Source organism: Herpetosiphonaceae bacterium (genome assembly GCA_036374795.1).
GTDB lineage: Bacteria > Chloroflexota > Chloroflexia > Chloroflexales > Kallotenuaceae > LB3-1.
Map to the genome: position 1 here is coordinate 57,896 of DASUTC010000279.1, position 16,946 is coordinate 74,841.

18 protein-coding genes and 1 tRNA gene are annotated in these 16,946 nt (G+C 62.5%); 14 read left to right on the forward strand and 5 right to left on the reverse strand.

The window, feature by feature from the left end; all coding sequences use genetic code 11:
• Nucleotides 1-53 precede the first annotated feature (53 nt).
• The 3 genes from secG (at nucleotide 54) to VFZ66_21755 (ending at nucleotide 2,893) form a co-directional block, all read left to right on the forward strand.
• Nucleotides 54-293, forward strand: a complete 240-nt coding sequence (secG, locus tag VFZ66_21745; GenBank protein HEX6291824.1) for a preprotein translocase subunit SecG — start codon at nucleotides 54-56, stop codon at nucleotides 291-293.
• 68 nt (nucleotides 294-361) lie between these two features.
• Nucleotides 362-1,990 carry a peptide ABC transporter substrate-binding protein gene (locus VFZ66_21750; GenBank protein ID HEX6291825.1) on the forward strand — a complete coding sequence of 543 codons (1,629 nt, stop codon included), beginning with the start codon at nucleotides 362-364 and terminating at the stop codon, nucleotides 1,988-1,990.
• Between the two features lie 231 nt (nucleotides 1,991-2,221).
• Nucleotides 2,222-2,893: a toll/interleukin-1 receptor domain-containing protein gene (locus VFZ66_21755; GenBank protein HEX6291826.1), complete on the forward strand. Its 672-nt coding sequence runs from the start codon at nucleotides 2,222-2,224 to the stop codon at nucleotides 2,891-2,893.
• 93 nt (nucleotides 2,894-2,986) lie between these two features.
• Here the strand turns inward: VFZ66_21755 and VFZ66_21760 are convergent.
• Nucleotides 2,987-3,062: transfer RNA gene (locus tag VFZ66_21760), tRNA-Gly, on the reverse strand.
• A 189-nt stretch (nucleotides 3,063-3,251) separates the two neighbouring features.
• Nucleotides 3,252-3,641 (reverse strand): hypothetical protein, encoded by a 390-nt coding sequence (locus VFZ66_21765; GenBank protein ID HEX6291827.1) that lies wholly within the window; start codon nucleotides 3,639-3,641, stop codon nucleotides 3,252-3,254.
• Between the two features lie 444 nt (nucleotides 3,642-4,085).
• On the opposite strand from VFZ66_21765, the gene VFZ66_21770 reads away from it, so the two are divergent.
• The 11 genes from VFZ66_21770 to VFZ66_21820 all read left to right on the forward strand — a co-directional run bounded on the left by VFZ66_21770 (nucleotide 4,086) and on the right by VFZ66_21820 (nucleotide 14,122).
• Nucleotides 4,086-5,249: a radical SAM protein gene (locus tag VFZ66_21770; GenBank protein HEX6291828.1), complete on the forward strand. Its 1,164-nt coding sequence runs from the start codon at nucleotides 4,086-4,088 to the stop codon at nucleotides 5,247-5,249.
• A 147-nt stretch (nucleotides 5,250-5,396) separates the two neighbouring features.
• Nucleotides 5,397-6,359: an ABC transporter ATP-binding protein gene (locus tag VFZ66_21775; GenBank protein ID HEX6291829.1), complete on the forward strand. Its 963-nt coding sequence runs from the start codon at nucleotides 5,397-5,399 to the stop codon at nucleotides 6,357-6,359.
• Entirely contained in the window at nucleotides 6,356-7,789 is a 1,434-nt protein-coding gene (locus VFZ66_21780) for a stage II sporulation protein M (protein HEX6291830.1), read from the forward strand. The genes VFZ66_21775 and VFZ66_21780 overlap by 4 nt, the downstream gene beginning before the upstream one ends.
• A 102-nt stretch (nucleotides 7,790-7,891) precedes the next feature.
• The gene (gene rpe, locus VFZ66_21785) at nucleotides 7,892-8,578 is read left to right on the forward strand and encodes a ribulose-phosphate 3-epimerase (protein ID HEX6291831.1); all 687 of its coding nucleotides are present in this window, start codon (nucleotides 7,892-7,894) and stop codon (nucleotides 8,576-8,578) included.
• Nucleotides 8,563-9,351, forward strand: coding sequence for a hypothetical protein (locus VFZ66_21790; protein HEX6291832.1), 789 nt, complete (start codon nucleotides 8,563-8,565; stop codon nucleotides 9,349-9,351). Before rpe ends, VFZ66_21790 begins: the two co-directional genes overlap by 16 nt.
• A 172-nt stretch (nucleotides 9,352-9,523) precedes the next feature.
• Nucleotides 9,524-10,678 (forward strand): tRNA 2-thiouridine(34) synthase MnmA, encoded by a 1,155-nt coding sequence (gene mnmA, locus VFZ66_21795; GenBank protein ID HEX6291833.1) that lies wholly within the window; start codon nucleotides 9,524-9,526, stop codon nucleotides 10,676-10,678.
• The gene (locus VFZ66_21800; GenBank protein HEX6291834.1) at nucleotides 10,675-10,935 is read left to right on the forward strand and encodes a hypothetical protein; all 261 of its coding nucleotides are present in this window, start codon (nucleotides 10,675-10,677) and stop codon (nucleotides 10,933-10,935) included. The genes mnmA and VFZ66_21800 overlap by 4 nt, the downstream gene beginning before the upstream one ends.
• Before the next feature lie 172 nt (nucleotides 10,936-11,107).
• Nucleotides 11,108-11,515 (forward strand): hypothetical protein, encoded by a 408-nt coding sequence (locus VFZ66_21805; protein HEX6291835.1) that lies wholly within the window; start codon nucleotides 11,108-11,110, stop codon nucleotides 11,513-11,515.
• A gap of 196 nt (nucleotides 11,516-11,711) precedes the next feature.
• On the forward strand, nucleotides 11,712-12,584 hold the full coding sequence (locus tag VFZ66_21810; protein ID HEX6291836.1) for a DUF1385 domain-containing protein: 873 nt from the start codon (nucleotides 11,712-11,714) through the stop codon (nucleotides 12,582-12,584).
• 39 nt (nucleotides 12,585-12,623) lie between these two features.
• Nucleotides 12,624-13,499, forward strand: a complete 876-nt coding sequence (locus tag VFZ66_21815; GenBank protein HEX6291837.1) for a DUF4388 domain-containing protein — start codon at nucleotides 12,624-12,626, stop codon at nucleotides 13,497-13,499.
• A gap of 89 nt (nucleotides 13,500-13,588) precedes the next feature.
• Nucleotides 13,589-14,122, forward strand: a complete 534-nt coding sequence (locus VFZ66_21820; GenBank protein ID HEX6291838.1) for an ATP/GTP-binding protein — start codon at nucleotides 13,589-13,591, stop codon at nucleotides 14,120-14,122.
• A 99-nt stretch (nucleotides 14,123-14,221) separates the two neighbouring features.
• Here the strand turns inward: VFZ66_21820 and VFZ66_21825 are convergent, their stop codons facing one another.
• The 3 genes from VFZ66_21825 to VFZ66_21835 form a co-directional block, all read right to left on the reverse strand.
• Nucleotides 14,222-15,070, reverse strand: a complete 849-nt coding sequence (locus tag VFZ66_21825; GenBank protein ID HEX6291839.1) for a menaquinone biosynthesis protein — start codon at nucleotides 15,068-15,070, stop codon at nucleotides 14,222-14,224.
• Nucleotides 15,071-15,169: 99 nt separating this feature from the next.
• On the reverse strand, nucleotides 15,170-16,276 hold the full coding sequence (gene mqnE, locus VFZ66_21830; GenBank protein HEX6291840.1) for an aminofutalosine synthase MqnE: 1,107 nt from the start codon (nucleotides 16,274-16,276) through the stop codon (nucleotides 15,170-15,172).
• A gap of 183 nt (nucleotides 16,277-16,459) precedes the next feature.
• Nucleotides 16,460-16,939 (reverse strand): DUF456 domain-containing protein, encoded by a 480-nt coding sequence (locus VFZ66_21835; GenBank protein HEX6291841.1) that lies wholly within the window; start codon nucleotides 16,937-16,939, stop codon nucleotides 16,460-16,462.
• Nucleotides 16,940-16,946: the final 7 nt, after the last annotated feature.

Consider the following 16,946-nt stretch of genomic DNA (forward strand, 5'->3'; position numbering starts at 1 on the left):
GCGCGCACATGGTATAATGTCGCGCAACTGAACTCCTGGGAGCTATTGAATTCATGACTGTACGTACATTTATTGACCTTGCCCAAATCGTCCTGGCGATTACGCTGATCGTGCTTGTGCTGCTGCAAGCCAAAGGCAACTCGGCCAGCGCCTTCTTCAACCGCGAGGCCGCTACCACCTATCGTACACGCCGTGGCGTGGAGCGGACGATCCTTCAGGCGACGATCGCGATCGGCATCTTGTTCTGTGTCCTTTCGCTGATCAACAACCTGCTGCCGAAGTTTGGTATCTAGGCCCAGGCACGCCGATTGATCGTGAAGCTGCTTCATGAGCGATCGGCGTGTTTGTGTGTTAAGTACACATGATTCGTCGTATCCGCTGGCAAATCCTGATCGCTGTCGCCGCCGCGCTGTTCATCTTCAGTCTGCTCGGCTCGTTCGCGCTCTCGTCCGCAGCCACGCATCGTCCGCTGCAAGGTCGGGTCTATGTCGAAGGCGTGGTCGGCACGCCCGAACAGCTTAACCCGCTGGCGCAAGGCCCCGATACATCGCAGGCCGAGCGAGATATTGCCGCGCTGCTCTTCGAGGGGCTGACGGAGGTCGACGCCACGGGTCGCGTCCAGCCCGCGCTGGCGGAGCGCTGGACGGCAAGCCAGGATAGCCGCGTCTATACCTTTACGCTGCGCAGCGATCGGACCTGGCACGATGGCGCGCCCGTCACCGCCGATGATGTGCTGTACACGGTGCGCGGCGTGCAGAACGCGAACTTTCCCGGCGATCCCGCGCTGGCCGTTCTCTGGCGGAACGTTCTGGTGCAAAAACTCGACGAGCAGACGATCCGCTTCGAGCTGAGCACGCCCTTCGCACCCTTCCCCAGCCTTGCTCGCCTCCCGATCTTACCGGCGCATCTCTTCCGCACCCTGCGCCCTGAGCAGTGGGCCGCCGCCCCGTTCAGCCGCCGCCCTGTCGGCACTGGCCGCTGGAAGCTTCAGGCGCTCGACGCGCAGCAAGCGCTGCTGGTGCCGTTCTTCGAGTATCCCGGCAGACGAACGCTCGATAATCTGCTGCTGCGATTCTACCCGACCGCAGATGCCGCTGTGCTGGCGCTGCGGCGCAATGAGGTCCAGGGCGTCGCGACACTTGCCACCGCAGGTCGCCGCGCGCCCGAAGCGCCGCGCCGGACGCAGCGTGTGCTGGCTCCGCTCGGCGACTACACGATGCTGGCCTTCAACCTGCGACAGCCGCCGCTCGATGAGGCGCAGTTCCGCGAGGCGCTCGCGCTCGGCATCAACCGCGATCTGCTGATCGCCAATGTGCTCGACGGCCAGGGGCGTCTGCTCGACACGCCGGTTGTCTCCGGCACCTGGGCCGCCGATCCGCAGGCGCGGCTGCCGGAGTTTCGACGCAGCGCCGCGCAGCAATTGCTGGGGCAGCTCGGCTATGTCGATCGCAACGGCGACGGCTGGATCGAGCAGGACGGCCAACGGCTCACGCTGCCGCTGCTGATCGCCGATACAGGCGAGCAGATCGCGCTGGCGAGCGAGGTCACGCGGCAGCTTCGGGCGATCGGCATCGGCGTCGAGGCGCGGCGCGTCCCGGCGGCCACGCTGCAAACTGAGCTGGCGGCGCATAATTTTACGCTGGCGCTGCATAGCTGGAACAACGTCGGAGCCGATCCCGATGCATACGCGCTGTGGCACTCGTCGCGGGCCGACGGCGGCGCGAACTACGCGGGCCTGCGCGATAGCCAGATCGATCAATTCCTCACACAGGCCCGCGCGACAACCAGCGAGACGCAGCGGCGACAGCTCTACTCGCAGTTTCAGCGGCGCTGGGCTGAGATAATCCCCAGCCTGCCGCTCTACCAGAGCGTGCTGGCCTACGACGTGAATGCGTCGATCGAGGGGCCGCCGCAGACGCCCGCCTTCCTCGCCTCGCCCGCCGATCGCTTCTCGCTGCTGGATGAGTGGAAGATTCCGGCCCGCCAGTAGCTCAAAAATCCATCTCCCAGCGTCACCGAACGGCCGCCACGCGAATATAGAAGATCATTTCCCGTAGGGGCGTATGGCCTACGCCCCGATTTGCGGTGTCGATCATCGAAACAGGCCAGATCCGGCTCGCCCACGCAGCGCCGCAGGGTTTATAATACCCCTACCGAATCATCCATCATCGCCGATCTCATCCCCCGCCCGAAACAATCCTAGCGATCGAGGAGTATTGTTATGGCGCAGCAGCCTGCATCAAGTTACAGCTACGACGTGTTCATCAGCTACAGCAGCCGCGATAGCGATTGGGTCCATAACACGCTTCTGCCGCGTCTGGAAGAGGCGGGCCTGCGCGTTTGTATCGATTTTCGGGACTTTGAGATCGGCGTGCCGAGCATCGTCAACATGGAGAACGCGGTGGAGCGCAGCCGGAGGACGCTGCTGGTGCTGACAGAGAGCTGGATGAAGAGCGAGTGGACCGCGTTCGAGTCGCTATTGACGCAGACATCCGATCCCGCAGGCGTGCGCCGCAGGACGATCCCGCTCTTGCTTGAGCGCTGCGATCTGCCGCCGCGCTTGAAGATGCTAACCTACGCGGACTTCACCAACCCCAATCTCCAAGCAGCGCAGCTTCCACGGCTGATCAACGCGCTCAAAGATCCGGCGAGCAGCGCTCCGTCTGCATCGTCCAGCACGAGTCAGGCTGCGTCATCTCCCACCACGAGCCAGAGCGCGCCTCCCAAGACCGATCCCGATCGCGCCCATGCCGAAGAGCTTTTGCGTATCAAGCGCCGCCGACTTCAGGTGTTAGAGCGTCAGGAGGCTACGTTAGGTCTACACGTACCCCCGCATATCGCGCTGGAAATCGAGGATCTGCGCCGCGAGATCGCCGATCTGGAGTCGCGCTGACGACGTTTCTCTCCCCTAAACACGAGACGTAGAGCTTCACGCAAGCGCACGGGGACAAAAGAAAAACCCACCAGCCATTGACTGATGGGTAATTGGAGCGGGAGACGGGATTCGAACCCGCGACCTTCTCCTTGGCAAGGAGATGCTCTACCAACTGAGCCACTCCCGCAAACATCATTTGCTTGCGACGGCGTGGAGTATACCATAGGGTTGAAAAAATTGCAAATTCAAAGCAACCGATCGACGTGCCATATCGCTGCACGAGGCCATTCCGTACGGTCGCGGCTCGTCATATCTGGACGCACCACGACCGTACGAGCTAGATCAGCGCGGGCGATCTCGACGCGAGTCTGTGGCACTACCCGAAGCAGTAGTGTCCGTAATAATCAGTCCATTGCGGATCGGCTGTAACCCAACCCTTCCAGGTATCTGAAAACGGGTTATACACATGATAGCGGTTATTGGCGATCCCTGTCGTAGCGAACACATCACCCTTTAAGAGCCTTCCAATCACTGTGCTGCTGGTAGAGCTCTCAAAAACCCGTATATCGGTCGCCGTCACGATGCGACACCAGTATTCTCGGTACGCCGCTGTCTTAGCATGTGGGCGGTTAGCGGCCACGGTTCCCTGACGATGAGCACTGTCGCTCTTCATAATCGGCATGGAGGCTGCCGAGCTTACCGCTAGCGTGCTGCTCAACACCGCCAATGCCAACACAAAACCAACGATACGCGATCGTTTCGACATGGTGATTCTCCTTAGGTATGCTGCGACGGCCAGTTAAAGACAAGCCCGATCAAGCGGATAAATGTCGAGCGCACCTACCGCCGATCGATGGCATGCGTGGAGCTAAACGTCAATATCCTTTGGGGATGGAACACGAATGCTTGGAGACAACATCATTGAGTCACCTGGGAATGTACGACGTTGGACAGAGCTGAAGGTTCTTCCTTCAATGAATAATGTGATGGGGTACCCATCCTCACTATACTCCCGACGTAGGAGCTTGTCAATCCCAAAAGTATAAGTTTTGTAAACAAACCCCGATTACAAAGAATACAACTCGATGAGACAGCCCGGGTTGCTGGAGAGATCAGAGGCTGCGCATAGCCAAGCTGGTCCAGGTATGCTATCATTCTTCGTACGAGCCTAGAACGTTCGTACGCAACGCAAGAGACGAAACCGAGCCGTATGGACACCGAGCGAAAACTTGAGCTGCTGGCCGACGACGCGCGCTTCGAGTCGTGCGATAGCTTCACGCCGCGCAGACGCAAGGGCAAGCAGACCGGCCCCGGCATCACCACCACGCAGGGCGCGGACGGCAAGCCGATGGCGCTGTTCCGGCTGCTGCAAAGCAATAGCTGCGAGTGGGACTGTCCCTACTGCCCGCTGCGTCGCTCCAACGACATCGAGCGGGCCACGCTGGAGCCGGAGGAGCTGGCGGGCATCTTCATGCAGCGCCACGAGCAGGGCGCGGTCCAGGGCCTCTTCCTCTCGTCGGCGGTTGCGGGCGGCGTGCGTCCGGCGATGGCTCGCATGCTCGATACCGTCGAGCTGCTGCGGGTGCGCTTCGCCTACACCGGCTACGTCCATCTCAAGCTGATGCCGGGAGCGCGCGCCGACGAGGTCGAGCGAGCGGCGACACTGGCCGACCGCGTCTCGATCAACCTGGAAGCGCCCAACGGCGAGCGCATGCGCCGGATCTCGCCGGAGCGCGGCTGGAGCACGATCCTTGAGCCGATGGCTCACGCCCGCGATCAGCAGGACGCCGGGCACCTGCCGTCGGGCCAGGCCACGCAGCTCGTCGTCGGCGCGTCGGGCGAGAGCGACCGCGAGATCTTTGATGCGACCACGCGGATGTACCGCGAGTTCAAGCTGCGGCGGGTCTACTTCAACGCCTTCAGGCCGCAGGCGGGCACGCCCATGCAGGAGCACGAGGCGACGCCGCTGATGCGGCAGCAGCGCTTGCAGGAGGCAGACTGGCTGCTGCGGCACTACGGCTTCAATGCCAGCGAGCTCCCCTTCGAGGCCGACGACAACCTGCCGCTCCAGCTCGATCCCAAGTTTGCCTGGGCGCTCCATCACCCTGAGCGCTTCCCGATCGAGGTGCAGACCGCCGACCGCGAGGAGCTGCTGCGCGTGCCGGGGATCGGCCCGATCAGCGTCGAGCGCATCCTGGCGATGCGGCGCGGCGCGCGCTTCCGCGAGCTCCAGCACCTCCGTAAGCTCGGCGTCGTCGTCGACAAGGCGCGGCACTTCATCACCCTGGACGGGCGCTTCTTCGGCGACGATACCGCGCAGGTCGTCGCGCGGCTGCGCGCCAAACCGATCGTCGAGCAACTGTCGCTGTGGTAAGCAGCGATCCTGCCAGTCATCCCCTACCAGCCTGCTAATCCTACACCATGACGGTCCCAGCGCATCTGGCTACAACTTGCCGGGAGCGGTATCATAGGCACGTTGCCCACCGCCCTGCACGTGGGTCGATCATTCCGAGGAGCCCCGATGATTGAAGCGACTGACTTGCATAAATATTTCGGCACCTTCCACGCGGTGCGCGGGATCTCGCTGCATGTAGCTGCGGGCGAGGTGCTGGCGCTGCTCGGCCCCAACGGCGCGGGCAAGACCACCACCGTGCGGATGCTCAGCGCGATCTTGCAGCCTAACCGTGGCACGGCGCGCGTGGCAGGACACGACGTGGTCAAAGAGCCGCAGATCGTACGCCACAAGATCGGGCTGCTGACCGAGTATCCCGGCCTCTACGCGCGCATGACCGCCGTCGACTATCTGATGTTCTTCGGACGCTTGCAGGGCATGAGCCAGCACGATTGCACCGTGCGCGCCACGGAGCTGCTTCAGCAGTTCGGGCTGTGGCAGGCGCGCGACCGCAAGCTGGACGGATACTCCAAGGGCATGAAGCAAAAGGTCGCGCTGATCCGCGCCATGTTCCACGATCCGGCGGTGCTCTTTCTGGACGAGCCGACGACCGCGATGGACCCGCAGAGCGCGCGGACGGTGCGCGATGCCATCGCCGGGCTGCGCGACTCGCGGCGAGCCGTGGTGCTCTGCACGCACAACCTGACCGAGGCCGAGGAGCTGGCAGACTACATCGCGGTGGTGCGCGGCGGGCAGATCGTGGCGCAGGGCACGTCGGAGGAATTGACCCAGCAGCTTCTCGGCGATCCGCTGTGGGAGCTGCGCACGGCTCGTTCGCTCAACGGCGAGGTCGTCGAGCTGAACGCCATGGTCGAGATCGAGGAGTTCGGCACCACCTGGCTGCGCTACCGCACGCGCCGACCGGCAGAGATCAACCCGGCGCTGCTGCGACGGCTCCACGCCGCCGGAGTGCCGGTCGTCTCGCTGAGCGAGGTGCCGCGCTCGCTGGAGGCGGTCTACCTGCGGATCATCGGCGAGGAACAGCCCGAACGTATCGCCGGTGTCGCGGAAGCTAACGAGGTACACGCATGACGCTCTTTCCGATTCGGGCGGTCGCTCAGCGCGAGATGCGCGACAATCTGACCGACTGGCGCATGATGTTTCCGATCGTGATCCTGACGTTTGTCGTGCCGATCCTGATCCTGGCGGCGGCGCTCTACACCGTGGACTTCATCGGCGACCTGGGCTCGGTGGCGCGGCTGATCCCGTTCGGCCTGCTGCTGTCGGGCTTCTTGCCAGCGTCGTTCTCGCTGATCACCGCGCTCGAAAGCTTCGTCGGCGAGAAGGAGCGCAACACGCTTGAGGCGCTGCTGGCAATGCCGATGAGCGACGGCGAGCTGTACCTGGGCAAGCTGCTCGCGGCGCTGCTGCCGCCGGTCGGCTCCGCGCTGCTGGCGATGATCACGTATGCCGTGTGCTTCAACCTCACGGCCCGCACGGACATTCAATCGCTGGTCAACGGGCGAATCATGTGGCTGATGGTCGCGCTGATCGTGATCAAGGGCCTGGTGATGGTCGCGGGCGCGGTGATCATCTCGTCGCATACCACGACGATCCGCGCGGCCAACCTGCTGGCGTCGTTCGTGCTGGTGCCGATCTCGATCGTCGTGCAGCTTGAGGCGCTGGTGATTATCGCCCAGCAGCAGCAATTGCTCTGGAACATCTTCTGGGCGCTGCTGGCAATCGCCCTGCTGCTGGTCCGAACAGGGATGAACTCCTTCAACCGCGAGGAGATTTTGTCGCGCGAGCACGCCGGATTCAACTTCAAAGGCATCGTCTGGAGCTTCAAACAATTCTTCTCGGAGTTTCATCCGGCAGGTGTCGCGCCCGATCGCTACAGCGGCACGTTCTCGCTGCGCCGGTTCTATCGCCGCGAGCTGTCGGCGCTGCTGCACGAGTATCGCGCGCCGCTGGTGCTCTCATTCATCGCCGTAATGACCGGGCTGATCTTCGGCATCTTTGCGTTTGGCGTTTATCGCGCCGACTGGCTCGACTCGGTGCTGAAGCAGCATATTGAGACGCCGCCGACCGTGTCGGGCTGGCTGGTGCTCAGGTCGATCGCGGGCAACCTGCGCGACGCGACCTTCTCCAATCTTGTCTCGCTCTTCTGCTTCGGCATTCTGGCATTCCTGATCCCGGCGGCGGCCTTCGCCAAGATCGGCTATATCGCCGTCTGGAACGCCGCGCACGGCGTCGATCCCCTGAGCTTTGCGCTGGCGTATGTGCTGCCGCACGGCGTGATCGAGCTGCCCGCGCTGATCCTGTCGTCGGCGATGGGCATTCGGCTCGGAGCTTCGGTGCTGTACGCGCCGCGCGGCTTCACGATCGGCCAGAACATCCTGTGGTCGCTGGCAAACTTCGCCAAGGTCTTTCTGTTCGTGCTGCTGCCGCTCTTCGTGATCAGCGGACTGATCGAGGGTCTGATAACGCCCAACGTCGCGCGCATGCTCTTCGACCGCTGAGCGCGATTCGAGCGGGCAGCCGGATCGGGTAGAATGAAGCCGGGCGATCGAGATGGATCGCCCGGTTTGCGCTTGTATGCAGCCTATCGCCCGGAGGATCTCATGCCGATTGGCACGTTAAATGGACGCGATCTTTTGCTTGCCCCGTCGATCCTGGCCGCCGACTTTGCCCAGCTTGGCGCGCAGGTGAGCGCAGCCGAGGCGGCGGGCGCGGACTGGTTCCAGGCCGATGTGATGGACGGTCATTTCGTGCCGAATATCTCGTTTGGCGCGCTCGTCGTGGAGGCGCTCAAGCCGATCACCCAGTGCCTGCTCGACTGTCATCTGATGATCAGCAATCCTGAGCTATACATCGACGATTTTGTACGGGCCGGAGCGCAGCAGATCACCGTGCACGTCGAGGCGACGACGCATCTTCATCGGGCGGTGCAGCAGATCAAAGCGCACGGCATCCGCGCGGGCGTCGCGCTCAATCCGGCCACGCCGCTATCCTCGATCGAGGAGATCGTGCAGGATCTCGATCTGGTGCTGCTGATGACGGTCAATCCCGGCTTCGGCGGGCAGCAGTTCATCCAGCATAGCCTCGACAAAATCCGCCGTATGCGCCGCATCCTCGACGAGCGCGGCCTGGATCAGGTGATCGTTCAGGTCGACGGCGGCATCAGCGCGCAGAACGTGCGGGCCGTCGCCGAGGCGGGTGCATCGTGCTTTGTCGCCGGTTCCAGCATCTTCAAACATTCGGGCGGCATCGCCGAGGCGATCGAGGAGTTTCGATGCGCGCTCCAGTAGTGCTCGCCGCCACCCACCACGATCCGGACGACTCGATGCTCGCGCAGGCGCAGCGCGTGCTGCCGCTGCTCCACGAGCTTTACGCTGCGCTTGTCGTGCTTGCCACGCCCGCTACGGCCTCGCGAACAATAGAGACGCTGCGCGCGCGCAATGTGCGGATCGAGCAGGAGCAATCCGGCGAGCGTATGGGCCTTGCGACGATGGGCCTGGCGCGTCAGGAGACGCTGCGACTCGCCGCCGCCATGCATGCGCAGCACGTTCATCTCTGCGATTGGGATCGTCTGCTGCACTGGGCGGAGCAGCACCCCGACGAGCTACGCGACGTGGTCGATGCGATTCCGCGCCATGATCTGCTGATTCTGGGTCGCACTCCACGCGCCTTCGCCACGCATCCCCGCGTCCAGCGCGACACCGAGGCGATCGTCAACCATGCGTTTGGGCTGGCGTTCGGCCAGGAATTGGATGTTACCGCCGCCGCGCGCGGGCTGTCGCGGCGCGCCCTCGATCTGCTGCTGGCGCTGCCTCATCCTGAGGCGACAGTCGGCAACGATTGCGCGTGGCCGCTGCATCTGGCGCGCGTTCCTGATCTCGTGCTGGGCTACGCCGCGACCGAGGGCCTAGAGTGGGAGACGCCCGATCGCCACGTCGACGAGATCGCGGCTGCTGGCGGCCTCGACGCCTGGATCGCCGACTTCGACGCGAGGCCGGAGAACTGGGAGTTTCGCATGCGGCTGGCGCTGCATGAGATCGAGGCGATCAACCGCTGGCGGTAGTCAACGTCGTGATCGCGGTGCCATGCTCGGATGTCGCTAAACGCGAAGGTAGATGAGGTGTCGGTCAGGGTGACATGGTGTAGCCATAGCTGGTAGAATACAAGCAACTAGAAAGACGAGATATGCACGGCGCGGCGGCAGGCAAGCGCCGTTTGAATACCTGGTAAGAGCTATGGCAAAAGTATTAGTGGCGATGAGCGGAGGTGTGGATAGCTCGCTGACGGCGGCGCTGCTTCAGGAGGCCGGTCACGACGTGACGGGCGTGACGATGCATCTCTGGGAGGGCGACGACGAGCGGCTGATGGAGTCGCAGTGCTGCTCGCTGGAGATGACCGGCGGCGCGCGGCGCGTCTGCGGCCAGCTTGACATTCCCTACTATGTGTGGAACTACCAGCGCGAGTTCCGCCGGCACGTCATCGACTATTTTATCAACGAGTACACCACGGGCGCGACGCCGAATCCGTGCCTGGCATGCAACCGCGATCTCAAGTTCCGCTACCTGCTGGAGCGCGCCCAGGTGCTCGGCTTCGACTACCTGGCGACCGGCCACTATGTGCAGACCGAGTGGAGCGGCGACGGCAGCGCGTGGCAGGCGGTAATGCCCGCGACGCTCGATGCACAGCTTGCGACGCCCGGCATTGTCTTTCGGATGCAGCGCGCGGTCGAGCTGCGCAAGGATCAGAGCTACGTGCTCTACATGCTTCAGCAGGACGAGCTGGCGCGGCTGATCTTCCCGCTCGGCGGCTTCACCAAGGCGCAGGTGCGCGCGATGGCCGCAGAGCGCAAGCTGGCGACGGCGCACAAGCCCGAAAGCATGGATATTTGCTTCATCCCCGACAACGACTACCATCGCTTCATGCGCGAGGAGCGGCCCGCAGCGCTCAAGTCCGGCCCGATCGTCGATCGGCGGGGCACGGTGCTGGGCCAGCATAACGGGCTGCCGCTCTACACCGTCGGACAGCGTAAGGGCCTGGGCCTGACCAGCCGCGAGCCGCTGTATGTGCTTGAGCTTGACTCGGCGCGCAATATGCTGATCGTCGGCTCGAAGGACGAGCTGGAGCGCACCGAGTTGGTCGCGGAGGGCTTCTCGTTTGTTTCGGGGCGCTGGCCGGACGCCGCGTTCCGCTGCCAGGCGCAGATCCGGGCGCACGCGCAGGCTGCCGCCGCGACCGCAGATCCAATCGAGCCAGGACGGCTGCTGATCCGCTTCGACGAGCCGCAGCGCGCTGTCACGCCCGGCCAGGCGGTCGTGATCTACGACGGCGATGTCGTGCTTGGCGGCGGACGGATCACCGTCGAGCAGCCGGTGCCGGAGCTGGCACCATGAGCGGCGTCGCGCCCGGCGTGTATATCGCGGCGCTGCTGGGCCTGATCTACGGCTCGCTCGCGCATATCCTGTGGGGTCGACACTGGCTGCACCTGCCGCTCTTCCTGATCGGCGGCACGGTCGGCTGCCTTGTCACCTGGGCTACCGGCATTCAGATCTTCAAGCAGTTCCCGGCACCCGGCGGCATCGCGATCCCCGAAGCAACAGTCGTGGCGTGGCTCTTGCTCTCAGGCATTGCTGCGATACGACGCGCTTGAGCGCAATTTCAGGCCGGAGCTCTGGGGAGTGGCTCCCACGTATCCTTGGTTCCAGGGCCGAGGCACAACCTGGGATTTTCCCGTGTCTTGAGGATGCATTAAGCGAACTATGCTATAATCGCCTCAGGTTTAGGGCATCAGTATCGGCTGGATCGCTTCAGGAGGATGCGCTTTGAGAAAATGGCTAATCGTCGGCGGTATTGTATCCGTCCTGCTCATTGTTGGGCTGATAGTGTTGATCTCGATCTACGACGCATGGCAGACGGCTGCGTATGTTTCAGTCGTCATCCTCGCGATCTTCGAGGTCTTCTCGGTTCTGCTGCTGATCGCCTTGCTCGCCATCCTGATCTATGCAGTGCTCGCCATTCGGGATCTTGCCAGCAATACTGTTGTGCCGAAGGTTAGCCAGACGCTCGATCAGGTCAAGGACACGGCAGCCGCAACCAAGAACACGACGGCATATGTCGCGGAAGGCGTGGTCGCGCCGCTGATCAAGCTGTCGAGCATCGCGACGGGCGTTCGGACGGCGGCGGTCGCGCTGGCGAGGCGCAACAAGACCACTGGTTACGAACCGGAATAAGCCAGAGGTACTAGCGGCGGTCCGTACGGGCCTGCTATGTTCGTAAGACGGCCAGTATGTTAGATTTCGGTATGCTTATAAGGCTGCCGAGTTGTTGAGGTAGAGGGGCGACGACAGCAGTCCGCTGTCGTCGCTTTATATGCATATGCGACCAACACAATTTCCATATGGCGGCCAGGCAGTCATGGAAGGCGTCATGATGCGCGGCCTGCACCAGGCAACCGTGGCGGTGCGCGCGCCTGACGGAACGATCGTTTTTCAAGATCGCGAGCTTAACGCCCAGCGACGGACCACATGGGCCAGGATTCCTCTGCTGCGGGGCATCCAGATGCTAGGCGACGCGCTGCTGATCGGCATGTGGGCGCTCTCGTTCTCGGCCAACGCCTCAACGGGCGAGGCAGAGGAGCAGATCACCAGACAGCAGATGATGGTGCTGGTCGCGATCTCGCTAAGCCTGTCGATTGCGCTGTTTTTTGTCGCGCCGCTGCTGCTGGCGACGTTTATCGCCCAGGTGCTCGACTGGGGCATTCTGGCGCGAGAAAGCCTTGAGGGCATCTTGCGGCTCGCGATCTTCGTCGGCTATCTGCTGCTCGTGCGCCGCTCGCGCGATATTCGCCGAGTCTTTGCCTATCACGGCGCTGAGCACAAAGCCGTCAATGCCTACGAGGCGGGAGCGCCGCTCACCGTCGCAGGTGTTCGGCCATTTACACTGATTCATCCACGCTGTGGCACGAGCTTTCTGCTGGTCGTCTTGCTGATCAGCATCATTATCTTCGCCTTTCTAGGCAATCTGCCGTTCGTGCTGCGGCTCCTGTCACGGATCGTCTTCGTGCCGATCATCGCCGGGATTGGCTACGAGCTGCTGCGATTATCTGCACGCAATTATCATAAAGCCTGGGTACGGACACTGGTCGCGCCGTCGCTGGCAATGCAGCGCCTAACGACCGAAGAGCCCGACGACTCGATGCTGGAAGTGGCGATCTTAGCGCTGAACCGTGTTCTGGCCGCCGACGGCATTGTCGTCGAGGCCGCGTCCATAGACGGGCAGCCGATACCCGCAACTGCTTGAGCAAGCCCGGATCTTCATCCTGTGTAGGGAGGACCGCCGATGCCGCTGGTTGGAAATCTGCGCGATTTTGCACTCCACGACTTTTTGTATCTCGTCGATCGGGGTTATAAAACCGGCAGCTTAATGCTGAATCGGCCTTCTACAGATGACGCCGCGCATCTGTACTTCGACAAAGGCAAGTTGCTATCGGTGGTCCGGCCTCAGCGGCGCGAGCGGCTGGGCGAGATGCTGATCCGCCTGGGGAAGATCAGCCCGCAGCAGCTTGCGCAGGCGCTTCAGGCGCAGCAGATGAATAACTCGCGTCCGCTAGGGCAGATCCTAGTGGAGCAGGGCGTGATCGCGCAGCGCGATCTCCAGTTCTGTATCCAGCAGCAGATCGAAGAGACGGTCTATGAGCTGTTCGCCTGGCGTGACGGCGAGTTCAAGTTTCAGGCCGGGCAAAAGCCCGCTCCCGACGATGTGCAATCGCTGGTGCCGCTGCCAGTCGAGAACCTGATCATGGAGGGCGTGCGCCGCGTCGATGAGATGTCGCGCATCAAAGAGCGCATCCCGCACAACGATATGATCGTGCGCTTCGTCGATCGTCCCCAGGAGAAGGCCGCCAACATCAATATGACCGCCGACGAGTGGCGCATCTTTGCCCGGATCAACGGTCGCGCTTCGATCAACGAGATCGCCGAAAAGATCGGCCTGACGCCGTATCAGGTCAGTCATATCGTCTTTGGATTTATCACCGCTGGCCTGGTAGAAGTCCAGCGTCCCGTGGCAGCATCACGTCCGCAAGCCCCCGTTGCGACTCAAGCAAACCGTGTGGGCGCGAGCCAGTCGCGCCGATCCGCGCCTGAGCCTGCATACGTCGAGCCCCCGAAAAAAAGCCTCGTCGCCCGTTTGATTAGCCGCATTCGCGGCCTGTAACAGTTCGCTTTTCGTCGTCGTCGGCGTTTATTTTTGGTTTGCGACGACTACAGCTTTCATACGTTGTTGCAATTGTCGGAGGTTTCCTCGTGCAAACCGTCAAAATGGTTATCTCAGGCGCAGTTAATGCCGGTAAGACCGAGTTTATTCGCTCGATTAGCGAGATTGAGGTGGTTTCCACCGAGCGCAAAGCGACCGATGAGACGCGGCTGCTCAAAAAAGAAACAACGGTTGCTATGGACTTCGGGCGGATCACCATCGCCAACGACCTTGTGCTGCATCTTTTCGGCACGCCCGGTCAGCGCCGCTTCGATTTTATGTGGGAAATTCTATCCGAGGGCGCGCTCGGTCTGGTCGTCGTCGTGGATAGCACGCGGCCTGAGACGTTCCGCGAGACGACGCGCATCGTCGAGTTCTTCAATGAGATGCGCCCGGCTCCGTACATCATCGCCGCCAACAAGCAGGACAAAGACACCGCGTGGTCGCCCGACGAGCTGCGGCTGGCGCTGCGGCTGCCGGAGCAGGTCAAGGTGGTGCCCTGCATCGCCACCAAGCGCGATAGCTGCAAGAATGTGCTGCTGGAGCTGCTCTACGAGATTATGGAAACCGCCAAAGAGGGGTAGCGTACGACAGGCCCTCACCCGGGCCCAGAGGGCGCCCGCCCTCTCCCATGGCGATGGGAGAGGGCGGGCGCGCCAGCGACCGGGTGCGGGCCTTGCTGCTCAGGCCGGAACCTCAAGCTGCGCGATAGCATCGAACCAAGCCACCTGCTCCCAGCGAAACTCCGGCAGCGCCCAGGTCAAAAACGTCTTCAGCCCGGCGACATCGCTCTCGGTCAGATCGTAGCGCAGATCGCGCAGGTACTTGGCGCAGACGCCCGCCGGAAGCCCCAGACGCGGCGCGTATTGCTGTGCGATCTCGTCGATATGCTGCATGCCCTCGGCCTTGGCCTCGTGCAGCGCGGGAATAATCCCGGCCTCATGCACCTCCTCCGCCCGATCGCGGCGCACACACCAGACCGCAAACGTGAAGGGCAAGCCCGTTGTCTTGAGCCACTCGTCGCCAAGATCGAAGAAATAGGGCAGGCCGCGCCGCCCGATGTGCCGCCGCACCGTCGCCTCGATCAGCGCCTTATCGCCGATCATCAGCGCGCCCGCACACTGAGCCAGCATCGTGTCAAGATCGGGCTGCATCGCCGTCCAGGTGGGTGTCACTGCGTAGTGGCGCTCGCAGAGCACCCGCAGCAGATTGACGCTGGTGGCGGAGTGCGTCGTCAGCGCGATCGGCTGGTCCTGCCACTCGCGCGGATCGGGAAACCACGAGAAGACGTTGACGCTATTGACCGCGCCGAGCGTCGCGATCGACAGACCGCCAACGACGAGCAGCTCGTCGGCGTGACGCGCGTACTCGTAGGCTGAGATCGGCGCGACCGCAACGCGACCGTCGAGCAACGCCTGGTTGAGCGCGGTCGGCACGCCATGCAGAAACTCAACGCCCGGCAGCCGCTCGGCGATGCGCCAGTTGATCGGCTGGCAGTTGAGATAGTCGATGATGCCAAGTCGTAATGTCATAGATGTGCAAGGGTTAGCGACAGCAGACCGCTGGCTACCCTCCTCGCTAATAGACAACGACAACGTCAGTTCAGAACCGCCCCAGGTGTCGTCAGCGGGCTAGGCGTACACCTCGATATGATTGTACAAGGCGTCGCGCTCGATTGGAGTCTTGCCCGCAGCGCGGATCAGATTCGTCAGATCGTAGCGCGTCAGCCCTTCCTCGGTCTTTGCTCCGGCGGCATGGTAAATATCTTCTTCAACCACCGTGCCGTCGATGTCGGACACGCCATAGTTGAGCGATACCTGGGCGATATGCGGCGTGCTCGAAATCCAGTAGCTCTTGATGTGCGAGAAGTTATCGAGCATCAGCCGCCCGATCGCCAGCTCGCGCAGGTCCTCGGTGCCGGTCGTCCAATCCAGCTTCTTGACGCGGCCCAGGTTGTTGTTCTCCGGGTGATACGCCAGCGGGATATAGGTAATAAAGCCGCCCGATCGATCCTGCTGCTCGCGCAGCCGCACCAGATGGTCGACGCGGTGCTCGACTTTCTCGACATGGCCGTAGAGCATCGTCGCGTTGGTGCGAATGCCCAAGCTATGCGCGATGCCGTGGATCTCCAGCCAGCCGTCGCCGCTGACCTTTTCGGGGCAGATCTTGCGCCGCACGTCGGCGTGGAAGATCTCAGCGCCGCCGCCCGGCATGGCGTCCAGACCGGCCTCTTTCAAGGTCTTGAGCGTGTCGTACCAGGTCATATTCGAGATCTGCGCCATATAGTCGATCTCGACCGCCGTGAAGGCTTTGATATGAACCGTGGGAAAGTCGCGCTTGAGCGCGGCGCAGATCTCGGCGTAGTACTCGACGCCAAGATCCGGCACCAGGCCGCCGACGATATGAAACTCGGATGTTCGCTCGGCATAGGTGTGATGCGCCCGCTCGACCATCTCTTTTGCCGTGCGGATAAAGGCGTCGGGCTCGTTGCCGTTGCGCCGGAAGGAGCAGAAGTTGCAGTGATAGGCGCACACGTTGGTCGGCGTGATGCGATGGTTCTGCACAAAATAGACGTTATCGCCGTTGCGCTTGCGGTTTACGTAGTCGGCGAGCTTGCCGATCAGCAAGAGTTCGTTTGAGGCATACAGCCGCAGCCCATCGTCGAACGTCAGCCGCTCGCCCGCCTCGACCTTGGCCGCAATATCTTTTAGCTCGCTGTTGTTGAAGATCCAATGCATGAGGCTGTTCCTCGCTGTGTATCGTTGAAACTGTGTGCAGTATATCACAAACTTGTCATAAGTTCCGAGAGGTCGTCGACTGATCAAGATCTACTGTATCCAGCGGATTGATCTCGACCGGAGATGGATCTCCGGCGATGGGTGGACCGAAGAATCGTGCGGAGGCAGAACATACACCGACAGCTACACATACAGCGCGGCGACGAACCAGCCGATCATCAGCAGGCAGATGCCGACCTCGACCACTGTCGCCAGCAGCCAGCCGACGACAAAGCCGCCGCTGGCGCGCATTACCTTGCGCCAATCCCGGTGGCGCAGGAACTCGACCAGCGCAATCGCGGCGACGGAGCCGATGATCGCGCCCGGCACGCTGAAGACGATCAGACCGACCAGGCCGCCGACGATGCTGGCAAGCGTGCCCCAGATCGACGCGCCGCCCTTGCTCGCGCCCAGGTAGCCCATCCAGAGGTCGGCGGTGCTGCCGACGATCGCCAGCAGCAGTAGCACGATCAGGCTCGGCCAGCCGATCTCGGTCCAGCCGGTCTGCCAGGCGTAGTAGAGCGCGCCCAGCCAGACGATCGGCGGGCCGGGCACCAGCGGCAGGATCGCGCCCAGCAGCCCGACCGCCATAATGATCGTCGTTCCAAGCATGACCTGACTCATCGCGGCG